Genomic DNA, 17671 nt, shown 5'->3' with positions numbered 1-17671 from the left:
GTATTACTATTTAAAAATCGTTTTTTTGATTATAAGGAGGCGGGATAGTTTGACCTTTATTTGCAGACATAGAAAGAACCTCTTCTGTTGCCTCAGAACTCATTTCTTCTTTTTTGGGGTTAAGAAGAGTACCTACCATCACGGCGCTATATTTACCATTTGCTGCTTTTACTATGGCGTAGCTCACCGTATCTTTAGTGCCATCTGCAAGTGTAAACTCTGCTGTAGGATTTAAGAAAACCGTTTCTTTACCTTTTTTATCTTTATGAGGTACTTTTTTACCATATTTCCCAAAATAGATACGAAGATCAACAATCTCAACACCTGCAGAATCTGCTTGTTGCTCAATGTATTTTAAATATTCTTTTAGCTGTTTGTAAGGCAGCGCAACAGCACGTGTGGCTTTTTTATATTTAGCGTCTTCCGGTGGAATAGTATCTCCTTCTTCGGTCACATTTTCAGCTAATTCTAGAAGTGCAACATTATTGTTTCCATATTCTATGTACAAAGAGTCTGCCGCGGGCAGGGGAATAATATTTGCCGGAGCGTTTATAGATGTTTCTGTCAGATCATCGCAATCGCAGGGTTTGTTTTCGCAGGCTGCAAATAGAAAAAGACAGCCTATAGCTTGAGCCAGGATTAAGTTTGATTTCATTAATAGGAGGTTAATTATTTCTCCTAAAGTAACTATCTTTTTATAATAAGGGGGAAATCATCCCGAAAAAGGGGATTTTCCCCCGAAAAAAGGAGGTTTTAAAATAATAAACCCGCTCTCTGGCGGGTTTATTATTTATCTAAAATTCTGCATTTTGTGGAAAACGAGGGTAAGGAATTACATCTCGTATATTAGTCATGCCAGTGGCAAAAAGAACTAAACGTTCAAAACCAAGACCGAAACCACTATGTACACAGGTTCCAAATTTACGAGTGTCTAGATACCACCACAATTCTTCTTCCGGAATATTTAAAGCAGCCATTTTTTCTTTCAACACATCAAGACGTTCTTCACGCTGTGAGCCACCTACGATCTCACCAATACCAGGAAAGAGTATATCCATAGCGCGTACTGTCTTTTGGTCTTCATTTAAGCGCATATAGAATGCCTTGATTTTTGCAGGATAGTCAAAAAGAATAACAGGGCATTTAAAATGTTTTTCCACAAGAAAACGCTCATGCTCGCTTTGTAGATCTGCTCCCCATTCTTCAATAGGGTATTTAAATTTTTTCTTTTTATTAGGTTTAGAATTTCTAAGTATCTCGATGGCTTCAGTATAACTTACACGTTTAAAATTGTTATCTACAACAAAATTAAGTTTATCGCGTAATGCCATTTCGGCTCTTTCTGCCTCCGGTTTAGATTTATCTTCTTCTTTTAAGCGATTTTCCAGGAATTCAAGATCGTCCTGGCAATTATCTATAACATACTTGAGAACGTATTTAATGAAATCTTCAGCGAGATCCATATTTCCGTCAAGGTCGCAAAAAGCAACTTCGGGTTCAATCATCCAGAATTCTGCAAGATGACGTGAAGTATTGCTGTTTTCTGCTCTAAAGGTTGGCCCAAAGGTATACACCTGACCTAGTCCTAAGGCAAAAGTTTCGGCTTCTAATTGACCAGAAACCGTAAGATTGGTTTCTTTGCCAAAGAAATCTTCTTTGTAATTAATGTTTCCCTGCTCATCTTTTGCAGGATTTTTTAGATCTAGAGCGGTAACCTTAAACATTTCGCCGGCGCCTTCTGCATCACTTCCTGTAATTATAGGCGTGTTTACATAATAGAAATCATTATCCTGAAAGTACTTATGTACGGCATAAGAAAGTTTAGAGCGCAAACGCATTACTGCGCCAAAGGTATTTGTACGTACTCTAAGGTGGGCTTGTTCTCTTAGTTTCTCTAGTGTGTGACGTTTAGGTTGTAAGATCGTGCGTTTTACATCCTCAGGATCTGCATCTCCTAATATCGTTACATTTTTAACTTCTAGTTCAACACGTTGACCAGAGCCCTGACTTTCTACTAAAGCCCCGTGTACTGCTATTGCAGCACCTACAGTTATACGTTTTAGAACGTCTGCATCTGTATTTTCAAAATCTACTACACATTGTAAATTATTAAGCGTAGAACCGTCATTTAAGGCAATAAAGCGATTTGCTCTAAATGAGCGCACCCAACCTTTTACCTCTATCTCCTGATGTCTGGCTTCGTCTTTTAAAATGTGTACAATCGTGTTTTTTTTCATGCTTTAATATCTAAAAAATACAGGCAGTAAAGATAAATGGTACATTCTTCTCTGCCAAGATGTTTTTATGCTGTAATAATGCGATTTTATGTATTAAAAGGGCGTTTTTCTTTACAAATTAGCCGTTTTTTTCCTCCTCATTCTCCTCAGAGATATCAGTATCTATAATATTTAAACTAGGCTCTTTAAATTCTTCTTTGTTAGCCACATTTCGCTCTAGCGAAAGTAAAAGCGAGGGTAATAGCAGCAAGTTTGATAACATAGCAAATAGCAATGTAGCAGATACTAATCCGCCTAAAGCGACTGTACCGCCAAAACTACTGATCATAAATACTGAAAAACCAAAGAATAACACTATTGATGTATAAAACATACTTACGCCTGTTTCACGCATAGATGCGTACACAGATCGTTTGATTTTCCAGCCACTGGTACGCAGTTCCTGCCTGTATTTTGCCAGAAAGTGTATCGTATCATCTACTGAAATTCCAAAGGCAATACTAAACACCAGAATAGTTGATGGCTTTATAGGTACGCCTAAATACCCCATTATACCAGCTGTTATTATCAAAGGCAGTAAATTGGGAATTAATGAGACCAGGATCATTTTAAATGATCTGAACATCCATGCCATGAAAATAGCAATAAGAAATATTGCAAGCGACAGGCTTATTACAAGGTTGGTAACGAGGTAATTTGTTCCTTTTTGAAAAACCAGCGCTTTCCCCGTAAGGCTAACATCAAACTTATCTGGAGGAAAGAGAATGTTGATTTTGTTCCAGAGATTGTCTTCAACAATTTCCATACGGTCTGTGCCTATATCTTTCATGAAAGTTGTCATGCGCGCATACTGACCTGTAGAATCAACATAGCTGTCTAATAATCCTGCCTGATTTGAAAAACTACTTGCGTAAGGAAGAATGAAATTTCGCTCATTTGAAGTAGGTAATTGGTAATATTCCGGAGAACCGTTATAGAATGCCTGCTTGGCATATTTTACCAGATTCACGACAGAGATAGGCTTAGATAATTCTGGTATTTCACTTATTGTATTGCTAAGCTCATCCATCTTTCTCAAAGTGGGCAGCTTCATCACACCTTTTTTTCGTTTAGTGTCAATAAGTACTTCTAGTGGCATTATCCCGTCAAACTCTTTTTCAAAGAACTTGATGTCTTTAAAGAATTCGGTATTTTTTGGCATATCTTCTATAAGACTGCCAGAAATTCTAATTTGGTAAATGCCTATCATACTTATCATGAGAAGCACAATAGCGGCTATGTAAATTGTGATGCGTCTGTGCTGTACCATGCGTACAATCCAGTTTACAAAACCTTCGATCCATGATTTGCCCAAATGTTTAAGATGACGCTCTTTGGGAGGTGTCATGTAGCTATAAATAATAGGGATAATCAAAAGGCTCAATAAGAAAATGGCCAGAATGTTTATTGAGGCTACAATACCAAATTCTTTTAGTAACGAACTTTTAGTCAAGATAAAGGTTGCAAAACCAGATGCAGTGGTAATGTTTGTCATCAAAGTAGCATTACCTACTTTAGTAATTACGCGCTGCAGCGCCTTTATTTTATTACCGTGATTTTTGTATTCCTGCTGGTACTTATTTATTAGAAAAATACAGTTTGGTATACCAATTACAATAATTAACGGCGGTATAAGAGCCGTAAGAACTGTAATCTCATATTTAAGAAGTCCTAAGAAACCAAAAGCCCACATCACACCTATAATAACGGTGATCATAGAAATAAAAGTGGCTCTGTACGATCTAAAAAAGAAAAAGAAGATGAGTGATGTTACCAGAAGTGCTCCACCCACAAATAAGCCAATCTCATCAATTATATTCTGTGAATTGAGAGTACGAATGTAAGGCATACCGCTCGTGTGTACGGTAATCCCGGTCTCATTCTCAAAATTTTCAATAAGCGGAATAAGATCTTCTATTATAAAATCTTTACGCGCGGCAGTATTAACAATGTCTTTTTTAAGATAGATCGCACTGCGTACGGTGCCAGTCTCTTTATTGTAGATGAGACCCTCATAAAAAGGGAGATTGTTGAATAGTTCGTCGTGGTATTTTTTGGCTTCAGCCTCGTCTTTTATATTGTTTGTTATAAAAGGTTTGAGATCAAAACGTTTAGGATTTTCCTGCTTGTCAAGGAGTTTAAGGTCTTTGAGTGAAACAGAGAGCGCAACTGCATCGTATTTGCTGATTGCAGTAGAAAGTGCATTCCATTTATTGAGAACTTTTGGAGTAAATAGAGAAGAGTCTTTTACACCCAGAACGATAAGGTTACCCTCTTCGCCAAATTTATCAAGAAAAGCCTGATATTCTATATTTACCTCATGGTCATCTGGTAACAGGTTTGCCTCGGTATAGGTAAACCTCATGTATTGCCATTGACTTGCTAAGAATACGGTCACCCCTACGATAAGGAGGAGTATAAAAAGCCTGTTGCGTAAGATGATTCGGGCAATTCCATCCCAAAACCCATAACTAAAAAGTTTGGTCATCGTAGATTTTTAAGAGGCGCAAAGGTACTTATTTTAAAAGCTTTACTTGCGCTTTAAACTTATGTTTTTATAGTTCGAGGTAAAAGGTGAATTTAAAAGCAATATTGTCTGCAAAATCGGGTAGGTGATAGGCGCCATAGCGATATGTTAAGCTTGTTCCAAAACCAAAAAGTAGCTTGTTAAGCTCAAAACCAGACTCAGTATATCCTTTTTTTAAAGAATTGAAGCTTACATCAAGATGATCTGCGGGGTTTCTTATATCACCAATTGCATATCTGGTTATGAAAACCATCTCTGGCTTGAACTTTTCGCCCAAGTTAAAAGGGCGAAGCCTATGCTTTACCTGCACAGTGGCGAGCCTGTCTGAGAAGAATTCGCCAAAGTACATCGTCTCAAAACTGTTTATTCCCGCAACAGAAAAGCGTTGCATGACAGTTTCTTTTGTGGGTGCATTAGGATATGCGTGAAAAAGGTGTGAAAGCGGTAAGTCACCAAAACCTGCATTTCCTTCTACCAGAATTTCAGTAGCAGATTTATTTAGACGATTAACTCTGTAGAAAACTTTTGCGCCAATTTTAGTATAGTCAAAGTCGCTATTGAAAATTCCTGAAAAGCCCTTTGTTACCTGTGCGGTTACTTTAGGGAAACCATCATATATTTCTGCAGTACCTTTTTTAGAGCGCATAAATTTGCTTGAAGGACTCCAGCGCAAGCCTAACGTAGCTTCAGAGACGGTATAGTCTCTGTATGTTTTGCCATTAAGAAGATACCTGTAAGGCGTAGTTTGCTCAATATGTACATTAGATAGTTGCAGTTCAGATAAAATCTTTGGTGTAATCTGGTATTCCTGATTAACTCGAATTGTTCTATAATCAAAGAATTGTGTGATATTCACTAAGCGCGGTTCAAAGAGAGAATACACGCGCCTGTCAGTTAAATAATTATAACTACCTACTTCTTGAAGATCATCATTATAAGTTAAACTAAGCCAAGCTCCATGTGATTCATTAAGAAGTACACCCCCGCCTAAACCGTATTTTAGTTTTTTATCTTTAAAACCGAAGGCTGTATAACCCTCGAGGCGAAATTTTCTGGAAAATTCAGAATTCGTTACTCCGCCTAAGCCCAACCGTAAACCTTCATAATTGTTGTATTTAACGGGGTAAGTCAGGTCAAAATCAAAAAAATCTACTGTATAATAACCAATACCAAAATTGCTGATTATTGCAAGTCTTTTCTCAATATTTTCGGCTTTTACCACATCATCAAGAAAGGAGAAACTGTTTATATCCTTTCGCGAAAGCGATTCTGTTCTGTATTTTCCCCAGAATGTTTCTGGTTGTGTTTCTGCACCCGGAAGAATTTCAATAGCCAGATTAGGATGCTTAATTTGTTCATCGCTCTCAAAATCATAATTAGAATTCAATGAGGTCGAAAGCAAGTGTCTGCCTTTTATGGCTTCCTTCACAGGGTTAGTTTCTATGGTGCCCATAGATACTTTGCCTTTAAAAAGGGCTAACCTGTGTGATGAATTACCTTTTTCTATATAGAGCTTATTCGTCTTAGGTAGGTACAACTGTTTCTCCTGCAGATATTCATATTCTCTTTCAATTGTGGCAATAAGATTATCCTTAAGGTCAATATGAACTTTTTGAATTGCCAGTGTTTCTGCATCAAGCCATATTATACCCTCAAGACCGGGAATAGTTTGAGGTCTTTTAGGTTCAAGATGCAATGCCAGAGAGGGTCTGCCTAAAATTGTAGTGTCGCCCAGAAACGTATAGTAATAGTTTTTAACACCACGAGAGGATAAAGGCCCTGCATATCTGTAATTAAAAATGACAAAGTCATCGTCATAGAATGATCGGGATTGTAGGGTGACAGCAAGTACTTCGTAACGAGGCTCTTTAAAACCTGCCATTTCAAGACCCAAAACCTCTTCCTTAAAACCGCTATATGAGGAGTACCGATTGCGCGATACTTTTTCTGTAAAAAAGGAGTGCGAATTACTTTTTTCTAAAGAATCTGTAATTATCGTTTTTTCATAAGTGGTGAAACTATACTTTTTTAAAGCCAGCTGGGGATTGTTTTGAGGCACATTTCTAATAGCTGCAAGCATTATAGAATCTGCATCTTTTGCTATTGATGTGCTTAGATCCTGGGCTTGTATAGATAAAGAAATGACTAGAAAAAGAGAGAAGAATATTCTGTGTATCAATGTTTTGATTCTGATGGGTTTTGTCTAAAAGTACTATAAAAAAAGCGACCCATGGGTCGCTCTTGACATATGTTTAACGTATGTTATACGGTAAGAATTTCTTTTTCTTTTACAACAAGAATCTCTTCAACTTTTACGATGTATTTGTCTGTTAAAGTCTGCACATCTATTTCTGCATTACGGCAAAGATCTTCTGCCAGTCCGTCTTTCTCAAGCTTTTTGATGTCATTATTAGCGCCTTTTCGATCATTGCGGATACCTATTTTAGCATCTTCTGCTTCGCTCTTGGCTTGCTTTACTAATTCCTTACGACGCTCTTCTGTAAGTGGTGGTACATTAATAATAATGCTGTCACCATTGTTCATGGGGTTAAAGCCTAGGTTAGAATTTATAATCGCTTTCTCGATTTGAGGAATCATAGCTTTCTCCCAAGGTTGAATAGATATAGTGCGACCATCAGGAGTATTTACATTTGCCACCTGAGATAACGGTGTCTGGCTGCCGTAATAATCTACCATCACACTCCCTAACATTGCTGGGCTTGCCTTACCTGCACGTATATTTACTAATTGTTTTTTGAAATGAGTTATTGCCTTTTGCATTGACTCATCAGTAGTATCTAAGATAAACTGAATATCTTCATTCATAATTAAAAATTTTGTAGCCTGAAAATCAAAAATTGCACCAAATGTAGCAATTTATAAATTTACTGTGGTTCCTATATTTTCTCCGGAAACAACCTTTAATAAGTTTCCTTTCTTGTTCATGTCAAAAACGATGATGGGTAGTTCATTCTCCTGGCTTAAAGTAAATGCGGTTGTGTCCATTACTTTAAGGCCTTTTCTTAAAACATCATCAAAGCTAATAAAATCAAATTTGATCGCTTTTTTGTCTTTTTCTGGATCACTGGTGTATATTCCGTCAACGCGAGTTCCTTTTAAAATAACGTCAGCGTTTATCTCGATTGCTCTTAATACGGCTGCAGAATCTGTTGTGAAATATGGATTTCCTGTTCCACCACCAAATATTACAACTCTGCCTTTCTCTAAATGACGTATTGCGCGTCTGCGTATAAATGGTTCTGCTACTTCATTGATCTTTATAGCGCTTTGTAATCGTGTAGGTATATCTGCGTCTTCAAGAGCGCTTTGTAGCGCAAGACCGTTAATAACGGTTGCGAGCATGCCCATGTGGTCACCCTGCACACGATCCATACCGCGGCTGGCACCTGCAACGCCTCTAAAGATATTACCGCCGCCAATTACTATGGCGACCTCAATACCTTCATCTAATATAGATTTAATTTCTGCAGCATAGTCTGCAAGCCTGTCTGGGTCAATACCATATTGACGTTTTCCCATAAGGGCCTCGCCAGATAATTTGAGAAGTATACGTTTATACATAGTTGGAGAAGATTTTTGCAAATATACATTTTATAGGTATTGACTAAAAGAAAGAATTAGGCATAAAAAAAGGCCGCCTTATGGCAGCCTTTAGTTAATCTTGTTTGAGGTACTAAACCAGAGTAACTCTTTTAAAGCTTACTACTTCAGCATCACCTTTGCTAGCAACATATTTTGCTACGTTCATGCTGTCATCCATAATGAAGTTTTGATCAAGCAATGCTTTCTCGTGGTCCATAGTTGTATTGTCAGCAATATAACGATCAATTTTACCAGGAACGATTTTGTCCCAGATTTGCTCAGGCTTACCTTCAGCTTTCAATTCAGCTTTAATATTTTCTTCTGCCTTAGCCATAACTTCTGGAGTTAATTGAGACATAGAAATATATTGAGGTACATTTTTAAGTGTTTTACCTAAACGGCCCAACTCTTCATTTTCTTTCTCAATAGCAGCGATTCTGGCTTCAGTTTCTGAAGAAACAAAAGCAGGATCAAAATCTTTGTAAGACAATGTTGTTGCACCCATAGAAGCAACTTGCATAGAAACACTTTTAGCAACTTCAGGAGCATCATCAGTAGCTTTTGAAAGACCTGTTAAGGCTCCAATTTTGTTACCGTGAACATAAGCACCTACAAAAGGAGCTTCAAGAACTTCAAAGCCACCTATTTCTAGTTTTTCACCTATAACACCTGTTTGCTCGATCAATTTTTCAGAAACAGACATTCCTTCAAAATCTGCGGCTAAAAATTCTTCTTTAGAATTGTAGTTTAAAGCAACATCACCTAATTGGTTAGCCATTTCTACAAAAGAATCATTCTTTGCTACGAAGTCTGTCTCACAGTTAAGAGAAACGAGAACACCTCTTGTGTTGTCATCGTTTATTTTTGCTACAACAACTCCTTCGCTAGAATCACGATCTGCTCTCTTTTCAGCAATTTTTTGTCCCTTCTTACGAAGAACAGAGATTGCTTTGTCAAAATCACCGTCTGCTTCAACAAGCGCATTTTTGCAGTCCATCATACCTGCACCGGTTGCCTTTCTTAGTTTATTAACGTCTGCGGCTGTTATTTTTGCCATTGTATGTCCTTATTTATGAGTTAAAATAAAAGTCGTTTAGTGAGCTGCAAAGATGCGGTACTAAACGACTTTAGATATTATCAAAATGTTAATTAAGTCTATTCTTCTTCGTCGTTAGCAGTAGCTTTAGCTTTTTTAGCTTTTGGCTTACCTTCACCTTTTGCATCTTTATCTTTACCAGACTTACGTTCTGAAAGACCAGCTACAATAGAATCTGCAACATTTGAGATTATTTTTTCTATAGACTTAGAAGCATCATCATTAGATGGGATGGCATAATCTACCTGACGTGGATCAGAGTTAGTATCAACCATCGCAAAGATTGGAATGTTTAATTTCTGAGCTTCTTTAATTGCAATGTGTTCACGCTTAATGTCAACTACAAATAAAGCACCAGGTATACGGGTCATGTCTTCAATAGAACCTAAGTTCTTTTCAAGCTTATCACGCATACGGTTTACTTGTAATTGTTCCTTTTTAGACAAGCTATCAAAGCGACCATCTTGCTTCATACGATCTACAGTTTGCATTTTCTTAACTGCTTTACGTATTGTAACAAAGTTAGTTAACATACCGCCAGGCCATCTTTCTGTAATGAAAGGCATTTTAGCTCTGGTCGCATGTTCTGCTACGATCTCTTTTGCTTGCTTTTTAGTAGCTACAAAAAGTATTTTTCTACCGCTTGCTGCGATCTTGGTCAAAGCTTCAGAAGCTTCTTCAAGTTTTGCCGCAGTCTTGTATAGGTTAATGATGTGTATCCCATTACGCTCCATATAGATATATGGTGCCATGTTAGGATCCCATCTTCTGGTAAGGTGGCCAAAGTGTACACCTGCATCCAGTAATTCTTTTACATTTTCTGTTTTTGCCATTTTAAAACTTAGTTTACGTTCCCGTTGTAGTAGCAATACTTAAGTGGTCAACCTGAGTTTCGCCTTAAATATTTAGATGCTAAACCAATTTTCTCGCTTACGCGAAAACAACGACTGTTTTAATAATTAAATAGTGATTAACGTTTAGAGAACTGGAATTTCTTACGAGCTTTCTTCTGTCCGAATTTCTTACGCTCTACCATTCTTGGGTCTCTCGTTAATAAACCTTCTGGTTTAAGGATGAGTCTGTTCTCTGCATCCAGCTCGCACATTGCTCTGGAAAGAGCTAGACGTACAGCTTCTGCCTGACCGGTAATACCGCCACCATACACATTTACTTTTACGTCAAAGTTTTTGTCATTCTCAGTCATAACTAATGGCTGATTAACTTTGTACTGTAAAGTTCCTGTAGTAAAGTATTCTTTAAGATCACGTTTGTTGATCGTGATGTTTCCAGAACCAGGAGCTAAATAAACACGAGCAACAGCCGTTTTTCTACGGCCAATTTTGTGAATAACTTCCATTTACTTGAGTTCGTTAATGTTGATTACTTTAGGCTTTTGCGCTTCCTGATCATGAGATTCATCTGAATAAACCTTTAGATTTCGAAAAATCGCACTTCCTAATTTGTTTTTAGGTAACATACCTTTTACTGCTTTCTCGATAAGACGATTAGGGTCTTTATCAAAAAGTTCTTGCGCAGTAAGACTTCTTTGACCACCAGGATATCCCGTGTGACGGATGTATTCTTTAGCATCCCACTTCTTTCCTGTTAAGTTGATTTTTGAGGAATTGATAACAATTACGTTATCCCCGCAATCAACGTGTGGTGTGAAACTAGGCTTATACTTCCCGCGCAAAAGTTTTGCAACGATAGAAGATAGGCGGCCCAGTGATTGTCCTTCAGCATCAACAACAACCCACTCTTTATTAACGGTGTTCTTGTTGGCAGATACTGTTTTGTAACTTAATGTGTCCACACTGATTTATTTTTCTATTAAACATTCCATTTCCTGCCGAAACTAATCGGAAAACAGGGGTGCAAATGTACAATTATATATTTATTTGACAAACAGCAAGTGAGAAATCTTTAATAGCAGTTTAAGGGCTGTCTTTCAGTTGACTAATTTTAGCTGATAAGTGGTAGGTAAATACTTAAAGCAGTTTTAATTTTAATGACTGTTTATGAATGGGTATTTTGGCTAATTTAATGTGCTTCCAGCCAGTTTTCGCCTATACCTAAATCTACATTTAATGGGACGGTCAATTTATAGGCACTTTCCATTTCTGTTTTAATCATTTCCTGAACTTCTGCTAATTCGGGCTTATACACATCAAAAACCAATTCATCATGTACTTGTAGCAACATCTTGGTCTTGTAGTTACCATTTTTCAGATTTTGATGAATCCTTATCATTGCAATTTTAATGATATCTGCAGCGCTCCCTTGTATAGGGGCGTTAACCGCATTGCGTTCTGCTGCCCCACGTACTACGGCGTTGCTTGAGTTGATATCTTTTAAATACCTGCGTCTTCCCAGAACTGTAGAGACGTAACCATTCTCACGAGCAAATTCTATTTGCTCACTAATGTAATTACGAAGTTTAGGGTAGGTTTTATAATAAGTATCAATGAGTTCTTTTGATTCGCCACGAGAAAGCTCAGTCTGATTGCTTAACCCAAATGCAGAAACACCGTATATAATACCAAAGTTTACTGTTTTTGCATTACTACGTTGTTCACGGGTAACATCTTCAAGAGCAACGTTAAAAACCTTAGCGGCTGTAGAAGCGTGGATATCCTGACCTTCCTGAAAAGCCTTTATCATGTTTTCTTCTTCACTTAAAGCAGCAATAATGCGCAGTTCTATTTGAGAATAATCGGCTGCCAGAAGGGTAAAATCGGTATTTCTGGGTACAAAAGCTTTCCTCACCTGCCGACCTCTTTCTGTACGAATTGGAATATTTTGCAAGTTGGGATTATTAGAGCTTAACCTTCCGGTGGCTGCAACGGTTTGCATATAATCTGTGTGAACTCTGCCGGTAGCGGGTTCTATTTGTAAAGGAAGCGCATCTACATATGTACTTTTTAATTTTGTAAGACCACGATAATCTAAAACATGCTGAATTATAGCATGTTTTGGCGCTAAGTAAGAAAGAACATCTTCTGCTGTAGAATATTGACCCGTCTTGGTTTTTTTAGGTTTATCAACAAGTTTAAGCTTTTCAAAAAGTATTTCTCCCAGTTGTTTAGGTGAGCCAATGTTGAACTCTTCACCCGCTTCTGCATAAATATTTTTTTCGAGAAAAAGTATATCTGTATCAAGGTCTATTGCGAGATCTGTAAGGAATTTCCTGTCGAGGTTAATCCCTTCAAGTTCCATATCTGCTAGAACCTGTAGTAACGGAATTTCGATCTCATTAAATAATTTTTGTGTGTTTGCGTCTGTAAGTTCCCTAGTAAAATATTCTTTAAGCTGAAGGGTTACATCAGCATCTTCTACCGCATATTCGGTTTGTTTTTCAAGAGGCACATCCCGCATTGATTTTTGGCTTTTACCTTTCTTGCCTATTAAACTTTCTATAGAAACCGGGGTGTAGTTTAAATACGTTTCGGCAAGTACGTCCATATTATGACGCATATCAGGATTGATAAGATAATGTGCCAGCATAGTATCAAAAAGCTTCCCTTTGAGCCTGACATCATATTTAGCGAGAACTTTAATATCATATTTCAAATTCTGACCAATTTTCTCTATTTCCTGATTTTCAAAAAACGGTCTTAATTGCTCAATAATCGCCTGTGCAGCGCTTTTATCGGCCGGAAAAGGAATATAAAAACCTTTACTTTTTTCCCATGAAAATGAAATTCCTACCAGTTCTGCTTTAATGGGGTCAATATCTGTCGTTTCGGTATCGAAACAGACGGAGGTTTGTTGCAACAAATTTTTAATGAAAAGCGTCATTGCCATGCCGGGTGCAATGCTTTGGTAAAAATGCTCAGTATCTTCAATTGTTTTACGCGTATTGCGTTCTACAATATCTGAGGTATCTCCACCAAACAAAGAGTACTGGCCGGCACCTGCACCGGCAGCTTTCTCTGCTGAAGAAATTAATTTTTTAGCTGTTTCAGTATTTGATATGGCCGCCCCAACGGAAGCATCTGCCTCACCTGAAAATATTTTAATGAATTGATCTTTAAGACGTCTAAATTCTAGTTCGTCAAAAATCTCTTGTACTTTATCTGCGTCAGGCTGCGAAAGCTCGTAAGACTCAGCATGAAACTGCACATCGCAGTCAATCATAATAGTCGCCAGCTTTTTTGAAAGAATACCCAGTTCGGCATTTTCACTTACTTTTTCTTTCATTTTACCTTTTAGCTTATCTGTATTGGCTAAAAGGCCTTCCATAGAGCCAAATTCTTTAATGAATTTTTTTGCGGTTTTATCGCCTACTCCCGGGAGCCCCGGTATATTATCAGACGCATCTCCCATCATACCCAGATAGTCTATAACCTGTTCTGGTCTTTCTATCTCAAATTTCTTTTGTACCTCTGGTATTCCCCATATCTCAATACCATTACCCATTCGAGCAGGGCGATACATGAAAATATTTTCAGAAACCAGTTGTGCGTAATCCTTATCTGGTGTTACCATAAATACCTGGTAACCTTCTTTTTCAGCTTGTTTTGCGAGAGTTCCTATAAGGTCGTCTGCTTCAATCCCTTCTATTTCTACACAAGGTACATGCATAGCTTTAAGGATATTTTGAATAATAGGGACAGCTATGCGAATAGCTTCTGGAGTTTCATCGCGATGAGCTTTGTAAGCTTCGTACATTTCTACACGATCTGCACTTCCGCCTTTATCAAAAGCAACTGCCAGATGATCTGGTTTTTCGCGCTTAATAACATCAAATAAAGAATTCACAAAACCCATAATGGCAGAAGTATCCTGACCCTTTGAGTTTACTCTGGGGTTTTTTATAAGGGCGTAATAACCTCTAAAGATTAAAGCGTATGCGTCGAGAAGGAATAAGCGTTTTTGCTCTGCCATTTAAATAAAAATTTTGAAAGATTTCAAAAATAAGAAGATCGGCAGATAAAAGAGTAGTTATTTCTTAAAAGCTTTTTATTCCTTTTAGTTGATGAATAAAGCAATTGAAATTTAGAGGATAAGGTGTAGAAGTAGCTTTTGACTCGATTTGTATAAATAAAGAAAGCCAGCTACAAGTGAAATTAGAGTAGTGAAACGCTTCGCTCGATGTTAAGTTAAAATTCACTTTCAATGCCACATTGCTTGTGAATGTTCTCCTAACTATTAAGAGTATTGATTTTCATCTCGCTCACCACCCCAGAATTATATAAATAAAGAAAGCCAGCTACAAGAGAAATTAGAGTAGTGAAACGCTTCGCTCGATGTTAAGTTAAAATTCACTTTCAATGCCACATTGCTTGTGAATGTTCTCCTAACTATTAAGAGTATTGATTTTTCATCTCGCTCACCACCCCAGAATTATATAAATAAAGAAAGCCAAAAGCCAGCTACAAGAGAAATTAGAGTAGTGAAACGCTTCGCTCGAGGTTAAGTTAAAATTCACTTTCAATGCCATATAGCTTGTGAATGTTCTCCTAACCATTAATAGTATTTGATTTCACCTCGCTCACCACCCCCAGAATTATATAAATAAAGAAAGCCAGCTACAAGAGCTGGCTTTCACCCCAAATCATAATTGATTATTACAAGTCAATTACAACAGCGTTAAATATTTTCTGCCTTTTAAGCGTATGCAAATATAACTATTTTTTTAAAACTACGTAGAAAATGATAATTCGAGTTTACTAGTAAAAAGTTAATTATTTTAAATAACTTTTTACCTGAATATTTTGATTTTCTGCATTTTGATATTTCATCATTGTGAAGCCGGGGTGGATGCAGTAAGCACCTGTTTCACCATTTCTGTTGATAGCAATATAGGCAATCTGAAAGTTCTTATAGCCCTTATTTTTTTTCACTATTCTATTTATTGCCTCTTCACATGCTTCTTGTGGAGACATGCCATTGCGCATTAATTCAACTATTAAAAAGCTGCCTACGGTTTTAATCACTTCTTCGCCCATCCCTGTTGCAGCAGCGCCGCCTACTTCATTATCTACAAAGAGACCGCTGCCTATTATGGGAGAATCGCCTACGCGACCTTTCATTTTATAAGACAAACCTGAAGTTGTACAAGCCCCGCTCAAGTCACCGTTTTTATCAATTGTGAGCATGCCAATCGTATCATGGTTTTCAATATTAATAATTGGCTTGTAATTAGAGGTTTTAAGCCAGTTTTGCCAGGCTTCTTTAGATGCTTGGGTGAGAAGTTCTTCTTTTTTAAAGCCAATAGAGTATGCAAATTCTTCTGCTCCCTTTGCTGCAAGCATGACATGCGGAGTTTGTAACATTACCTCTTTTGCCAGAGCAGCTACGTTTGTTATATTTTCTACACAAACAACTGAGCCGCAGTTGCCATATTGATCCATTACACAGGCGTCGAGGGTTACATTGCCTTCACGATCTGGAGCGCCGCCTTTGCCTACGGTTGTATTTTTAATATTTTCCTCTTCAATGGCAACGCCTAATATTGCTGCATCCAGAGCCGATTTTCCTTCATCTAAGGCGGTTCCTGCTGTGAAATTGGCTTTAGTGAATTGCCATGTGCAAATTGCTATTGGGTCTGGTTTTGCTAAAGGCTTATCTATTATATGTGCAGTCTTTGCCATAATGTTTTTAGTTTCTAATATTCCCATAGCAACAGCCAGACTGGTAAGTGTACTTCTACTTAAGAATTTGCGTCTTTCCATCAGGTTTTTGATTTAAAGTGTAAGATAATATTTAAGTTTTTATTAAATCAAAGTAAAAATCAATCTTCTTCTAAAAAATTGGGAATCCTTAAAGATTTAGGATTGTCATCTTTAGTAATATTGCTTCCTTAAAATTATGTTATGCGTTGGTTCATATTTATAACCCTCTATATATTCATTGATATCTATGCTTTTCAGGCATTTAAAACGGTTACCAAAAATCAATGGATTTACGGTTTCTATCTTGTTTTATCACTCGTCGTACTAATTAATTTGATCTATCACCTGTCTCATATGGATAGATCGCAGGGCTTTACCACGCCTACAATGTACGCTATGGGTTTTCTGCTGGCCTTATTTGTACCTAAGCTGATATTGATTTTCGCGATGTTTGGTGAAGATGTAGTGCGATTTTTTGTAGGGGTGTATCATAAATTTATATCTGGTGAAGAAGATTTTACAATGCCTTCCCGGCGAAAATTTATAAGTTCTATTGCGTTAGGTATAGCTGCCATTCCTTTTGCTTCTTTGCTTTATGGGATGTACAGAGGTAAGTACCAATATCGTGTTCTAAATTATCAATTGTTCTTTGATGATCTTCCGCCTTCTTTTGATGGTTATAAAATCACCCAGATTAGCGATATCCATAGCGGTAGTTTTGACAATCACGAAAAAGTAAATTATGCTGTTGATCTAATTAATAAGCAACAAAGTGATGTTTTACTTTTCACCGGAGATTTGGTGAATAATATGGCAACTGAGATGCAGGAGTGGAAGGAGGTTTTTCAAAGATTAAGTGCAAAAGATGGCGTATTTTCAGTTTTAGGAAATCATGATTATGGGGATTATGTAGAATGGGAATCAAATAATGCTAAAGAAGAAAATTTGCAGGCATTAAAGGATTTACAACGAGAGATGGGTTGGGATCTTTTACTCAATGAACATCGTTTTTTAGAAAAGGGAGGCCAACGAATTGCTTTAGTAGGTGTTGAAAATTGGGGCGCAGGTGGTTTTAAAAAAGCTGGTGATATTGATAGGGCTTCAGAAGGCCTAGCCGAAAATGATTTTAAAATATTAATGAGTCATGATCCTTCGTATTGGCAGGAGAAATTAAAATCTCATCCTAAAAAGTTTCACCTTACGCTGAGTGGTCATACGCATGGTATGCAATTTGGGATTGAAATACCAGGGTTTTTAAAATGGAGTCCTGTACAATACCGTTATGAGAATTGGGCAGGTTTGTATAATGAGAATGATCGCTGGATAAATGTAAACAGAGGGCTGGGATATTTAGGTTATCCTGGTCGAGTGGGTATTTGGCCGGAGATCACAGTAATAGAGCTCAAGCGAAAACCTGTTTAAAGATATTTTATTCTGTAATATATATTACTTGTAATTTTTATTTAACAGTGATAGAATCTACTTGTGTCTTATAAGGTATTGATAATGTGAAGGTTATTTTGACGAGTATTTAGTTAAAAATAAATTATTA

13 protein-coding genes are annotated in these 17671 nt (G+C 37.2%); 1 reads left to right on the top strand and 12 read right to left on the bottom strand.

Annotated elements, in window-relative coordinates; genetic code table 11:
- Positions 1-10 precede the first annotated feature (10 nt).
- The 12 genes from ACH3PA_RS05035 to ACH3PA_RS04980 form a co-directional block, all read right to left on the bottom strand.
- Positions 11-655 (bottom strand): hypothetical protein, encoded by a 645-nt coding sequence (locus tag ACH3PA_RS05035; protein WP_416446590.1) that lies wholly within the window; start codon positions 653-655, stop codon positions 11-13.
- A 139-nt stretch (positions 656-794) separates the two neighbouring features.
- Positions 795-2237: an asparagine--tRNA ligase gene (asnS, locus tag ACH3PA_RS05030; RefSeq protein ID WP_416446592.1), complete on the bottom strand. Its 1443-nt coding sequence runs from the start codon at positions 2235-2237 to the stop codon at positions 795-797.
- 118 nt (positions 2238-2355) lie between these two features.
- Positions 2356-4764: an efflux RND transporter permease subunit gene (locus ACH3PA_RS05025; RefSeq protein WP_416446594.1), complete on the bottom strand. Its 2409-nt coding sequence runs from the start codon at positions 4762-4764 to the stop codon at positions 2356-2358.
- Positions 4765-4831: 67 nt separating this feature from the next.
- Positions 4832-6982 (bottom strand): DUF5686 family protein, encoded by a 2151-nt coding sequence (locus ACH3PA_RS05020; protein WP_416448449.1) that lies wholly within the window; start codon positions 6980-6982, stop codon positions 4832-4834.
- A gap of 83 nt (positions 6983-7065) precedes the next feature.
- Positions 7066-7629, bottom strand: a complete 564-nt coding sequence (gene frr, locus ACH3PA_RS05015; protein ID WP_416439729.1) for a ribosome recycling factor — start codon at positions 7627-7629, stop codon at positions 7066-7068.
- A gap of 51 nt (positions 7630-7680) precedes the next feature.
- On the bottom strand, positions 7681-8385 hold the full coding sequence (gene pyrH, locus ACH3PA_RS05010; protein WP_416439731.1) for a UMP kinase: 705 nt from the start codon (positions 8383-8385) through the stop codon (positions 7681-7683).
- A gap of 112 nt (positions 8386-8497) precedes the next feature.
- Positions 8498-9463, bottom strand: coding sequence for a translation elongation factor Ts (gene tsf, locus ACH3PA_RS05005; protein ID WP_416439733.1), 966 nt, complete (start codon positions 9461-9463; stop codon positions 8498-8500).
- Positions 9464-9561: 98 nt separating this feature from the next.
- Positions 9562-10335 carry a 30S ribosomal protein S2 gene (gene rpsB / locus ACH3PA_RS05000; protein WP_416439735.1) on the bottom strand — a complete coding sequence of 258 codons (774 nt, stop codon included), beginning with the start codon at positions 10333-10335 and terminating at the stop codon, positions 9562-9564.
- Between the two features lie 137 nt (positions 10336-10472).
- Complete coding sequence (gene rpsI / locus ACH3PA_RS04995; RefSeq protein ID WP_416439737.1) at positions 10473-10859, bottom strand: 30S ribosomal protein S9; 387 nt, start codon at positions 10857-10859, stop codon at positions 10473-10475.
- Entirely contained in the window at positions 10860-11315 is a 456-nt protein-coding gene (gene rplM / locus ACH3PA_RS04990; RefSeq protein WP_416439739.1) for a 50S ribosomal protein L13, read from the bottom strand. It lies immediately after the preceding gene.
- Positions 11316-11542: 227 nt separating this feature from the next.
- Positions 11543-14389: a DNA polymerase I gene (polA, locus tag ACH3PA_RS04985; RefSeq protein WP_416439741.1), complete on the bottom strand. Its 2847-nt coding sequence runs from the start codon at positions 14387-14389 to the stop codon at positions 11543-11545.
- An 800-nt stretch (positions 14390-15189) separates the two neighbouring features.
- Entirely contained in the window at positions 15190-16179 is a 990-nt protein-coding gene (locus ACH3PA_RS04980; protein WP_416439743.1) for an isoaspartyl peptidase/L-asparaginase family protein, read from the bottom strand.
- A 141-nt stretch (positions 16180-16320) separates the two neighbouring features.
- On the opposite strand from ACH3PA_RS04980, the gene ACH3PA_RS04975 reads away from it, so the two are divergent.
- Positions 16321-17541, top strand: coding sequence for a metallophosphoesterase (locus ACH3PA_RS04975; RefSeq protein WP_416439745.1), 1221 nt, complete (start codon positions 16321-16323; stop codon positions 17539-17541).
- The last annotated feature ends 130 nt before the right edge of the window (positions 17542-17671 follow it).

Origin of the sequence: Leeuwenhoekiella sp. A2 (assembly GCF_047946655.1) — a bacterium.
Lineage (GTDB): Bacteria > Bacteroidota > Bacteroidia > Flavobacteriales > Flavobacteriaceae > Leeuwenhoekiella.
The sequence above is the reverse complement of the archived record's forward strand: the minus strand, read 5'-3'. Positions and strand labels throughout refer to the sequence as shown.

What these genes read in the sequence shown, in the direction of transcription:
- ACH3PA_RS05035 (WP_416446590.1), bottom strand. Translation starts at nt 655, where the DNA reads ATGAAATCAAACTTAATCCTGGCTCAAGCTATAGGCTGTCTTTTTCTA.
- asnS (WP_416446592.1), bottom strand. Translation starts at nt 2,237, where the DNA reads ATGAAAAAAAACACGATTGTACACATTTTAAAAGACGAAGCCAGACAT.
- ACH3PA_RS05025 (WP_416446594.1), bottom strand. Translation starts at nt 4,764, where the DNA reads ATGACCAAACTTTTTAGTTATGGGTTTTGGGATGGAATTGCCCGAATC.
- frr (WP_416439729.1), bottom strand. Translation starts at nt 7,629, where the DNA reads ATGAATGAAGATATTCAGTTTATCTTAGATACTACTGATGAGTCAATG.
- pyrH (WP_416439731.1), bottom strand. Translation starts at nt 8,385, where the DNA reads ATGTATAAACGTATACTTCTCAAATTATCTGGCGAGGCCCTTATGGGA.
- tsf (WP_416439733.1), bottom strand. Translation starts at nt 9,463, where the DNA reads ATGGCAAAAATAACAGCCGCAGACGTTAATAAACTAAGAAAGGCAACC.
- rpsB (WP_416439735.1), bottom strand. Translation starts at nt 10,335, where the DNA reads ATGGCAAAAACAGAAAATGTAAAAGAATTACTGGATGCAGGTGTACAC.
- rpsI (WP_416439737.1), bottom strand. Translation starts at nt 10,859, where the DNA reads ATGGAAGTTATTCACAAAATTGGCCGTAGAAAAACGGCTGTTGCTCGT.
- polA (WP_416439741.1), bottom strand. Translation starts at nt 14,389, where the DNA reads ATGGCAGAGCAAAAACGCTTATTCCTTCTCGACGCATACGCTTTAATC.
- ACH3PA_RS04980 (WP_416439743.1), bottom strand. Translation starts at nt 16,179, where the DNA reads ATGGAAAGACGCAAATTCTTAAGTAGAAGTACACTTACCAGTCTGGCT.
- ACH3PA_RS04975 (WP_416439745.1), top strand. Translation starts at nt 16,321, where the DNA reads ATGCGTTGGTTCATATTTATAACCCTCTATATATTCATTGATATCTAT.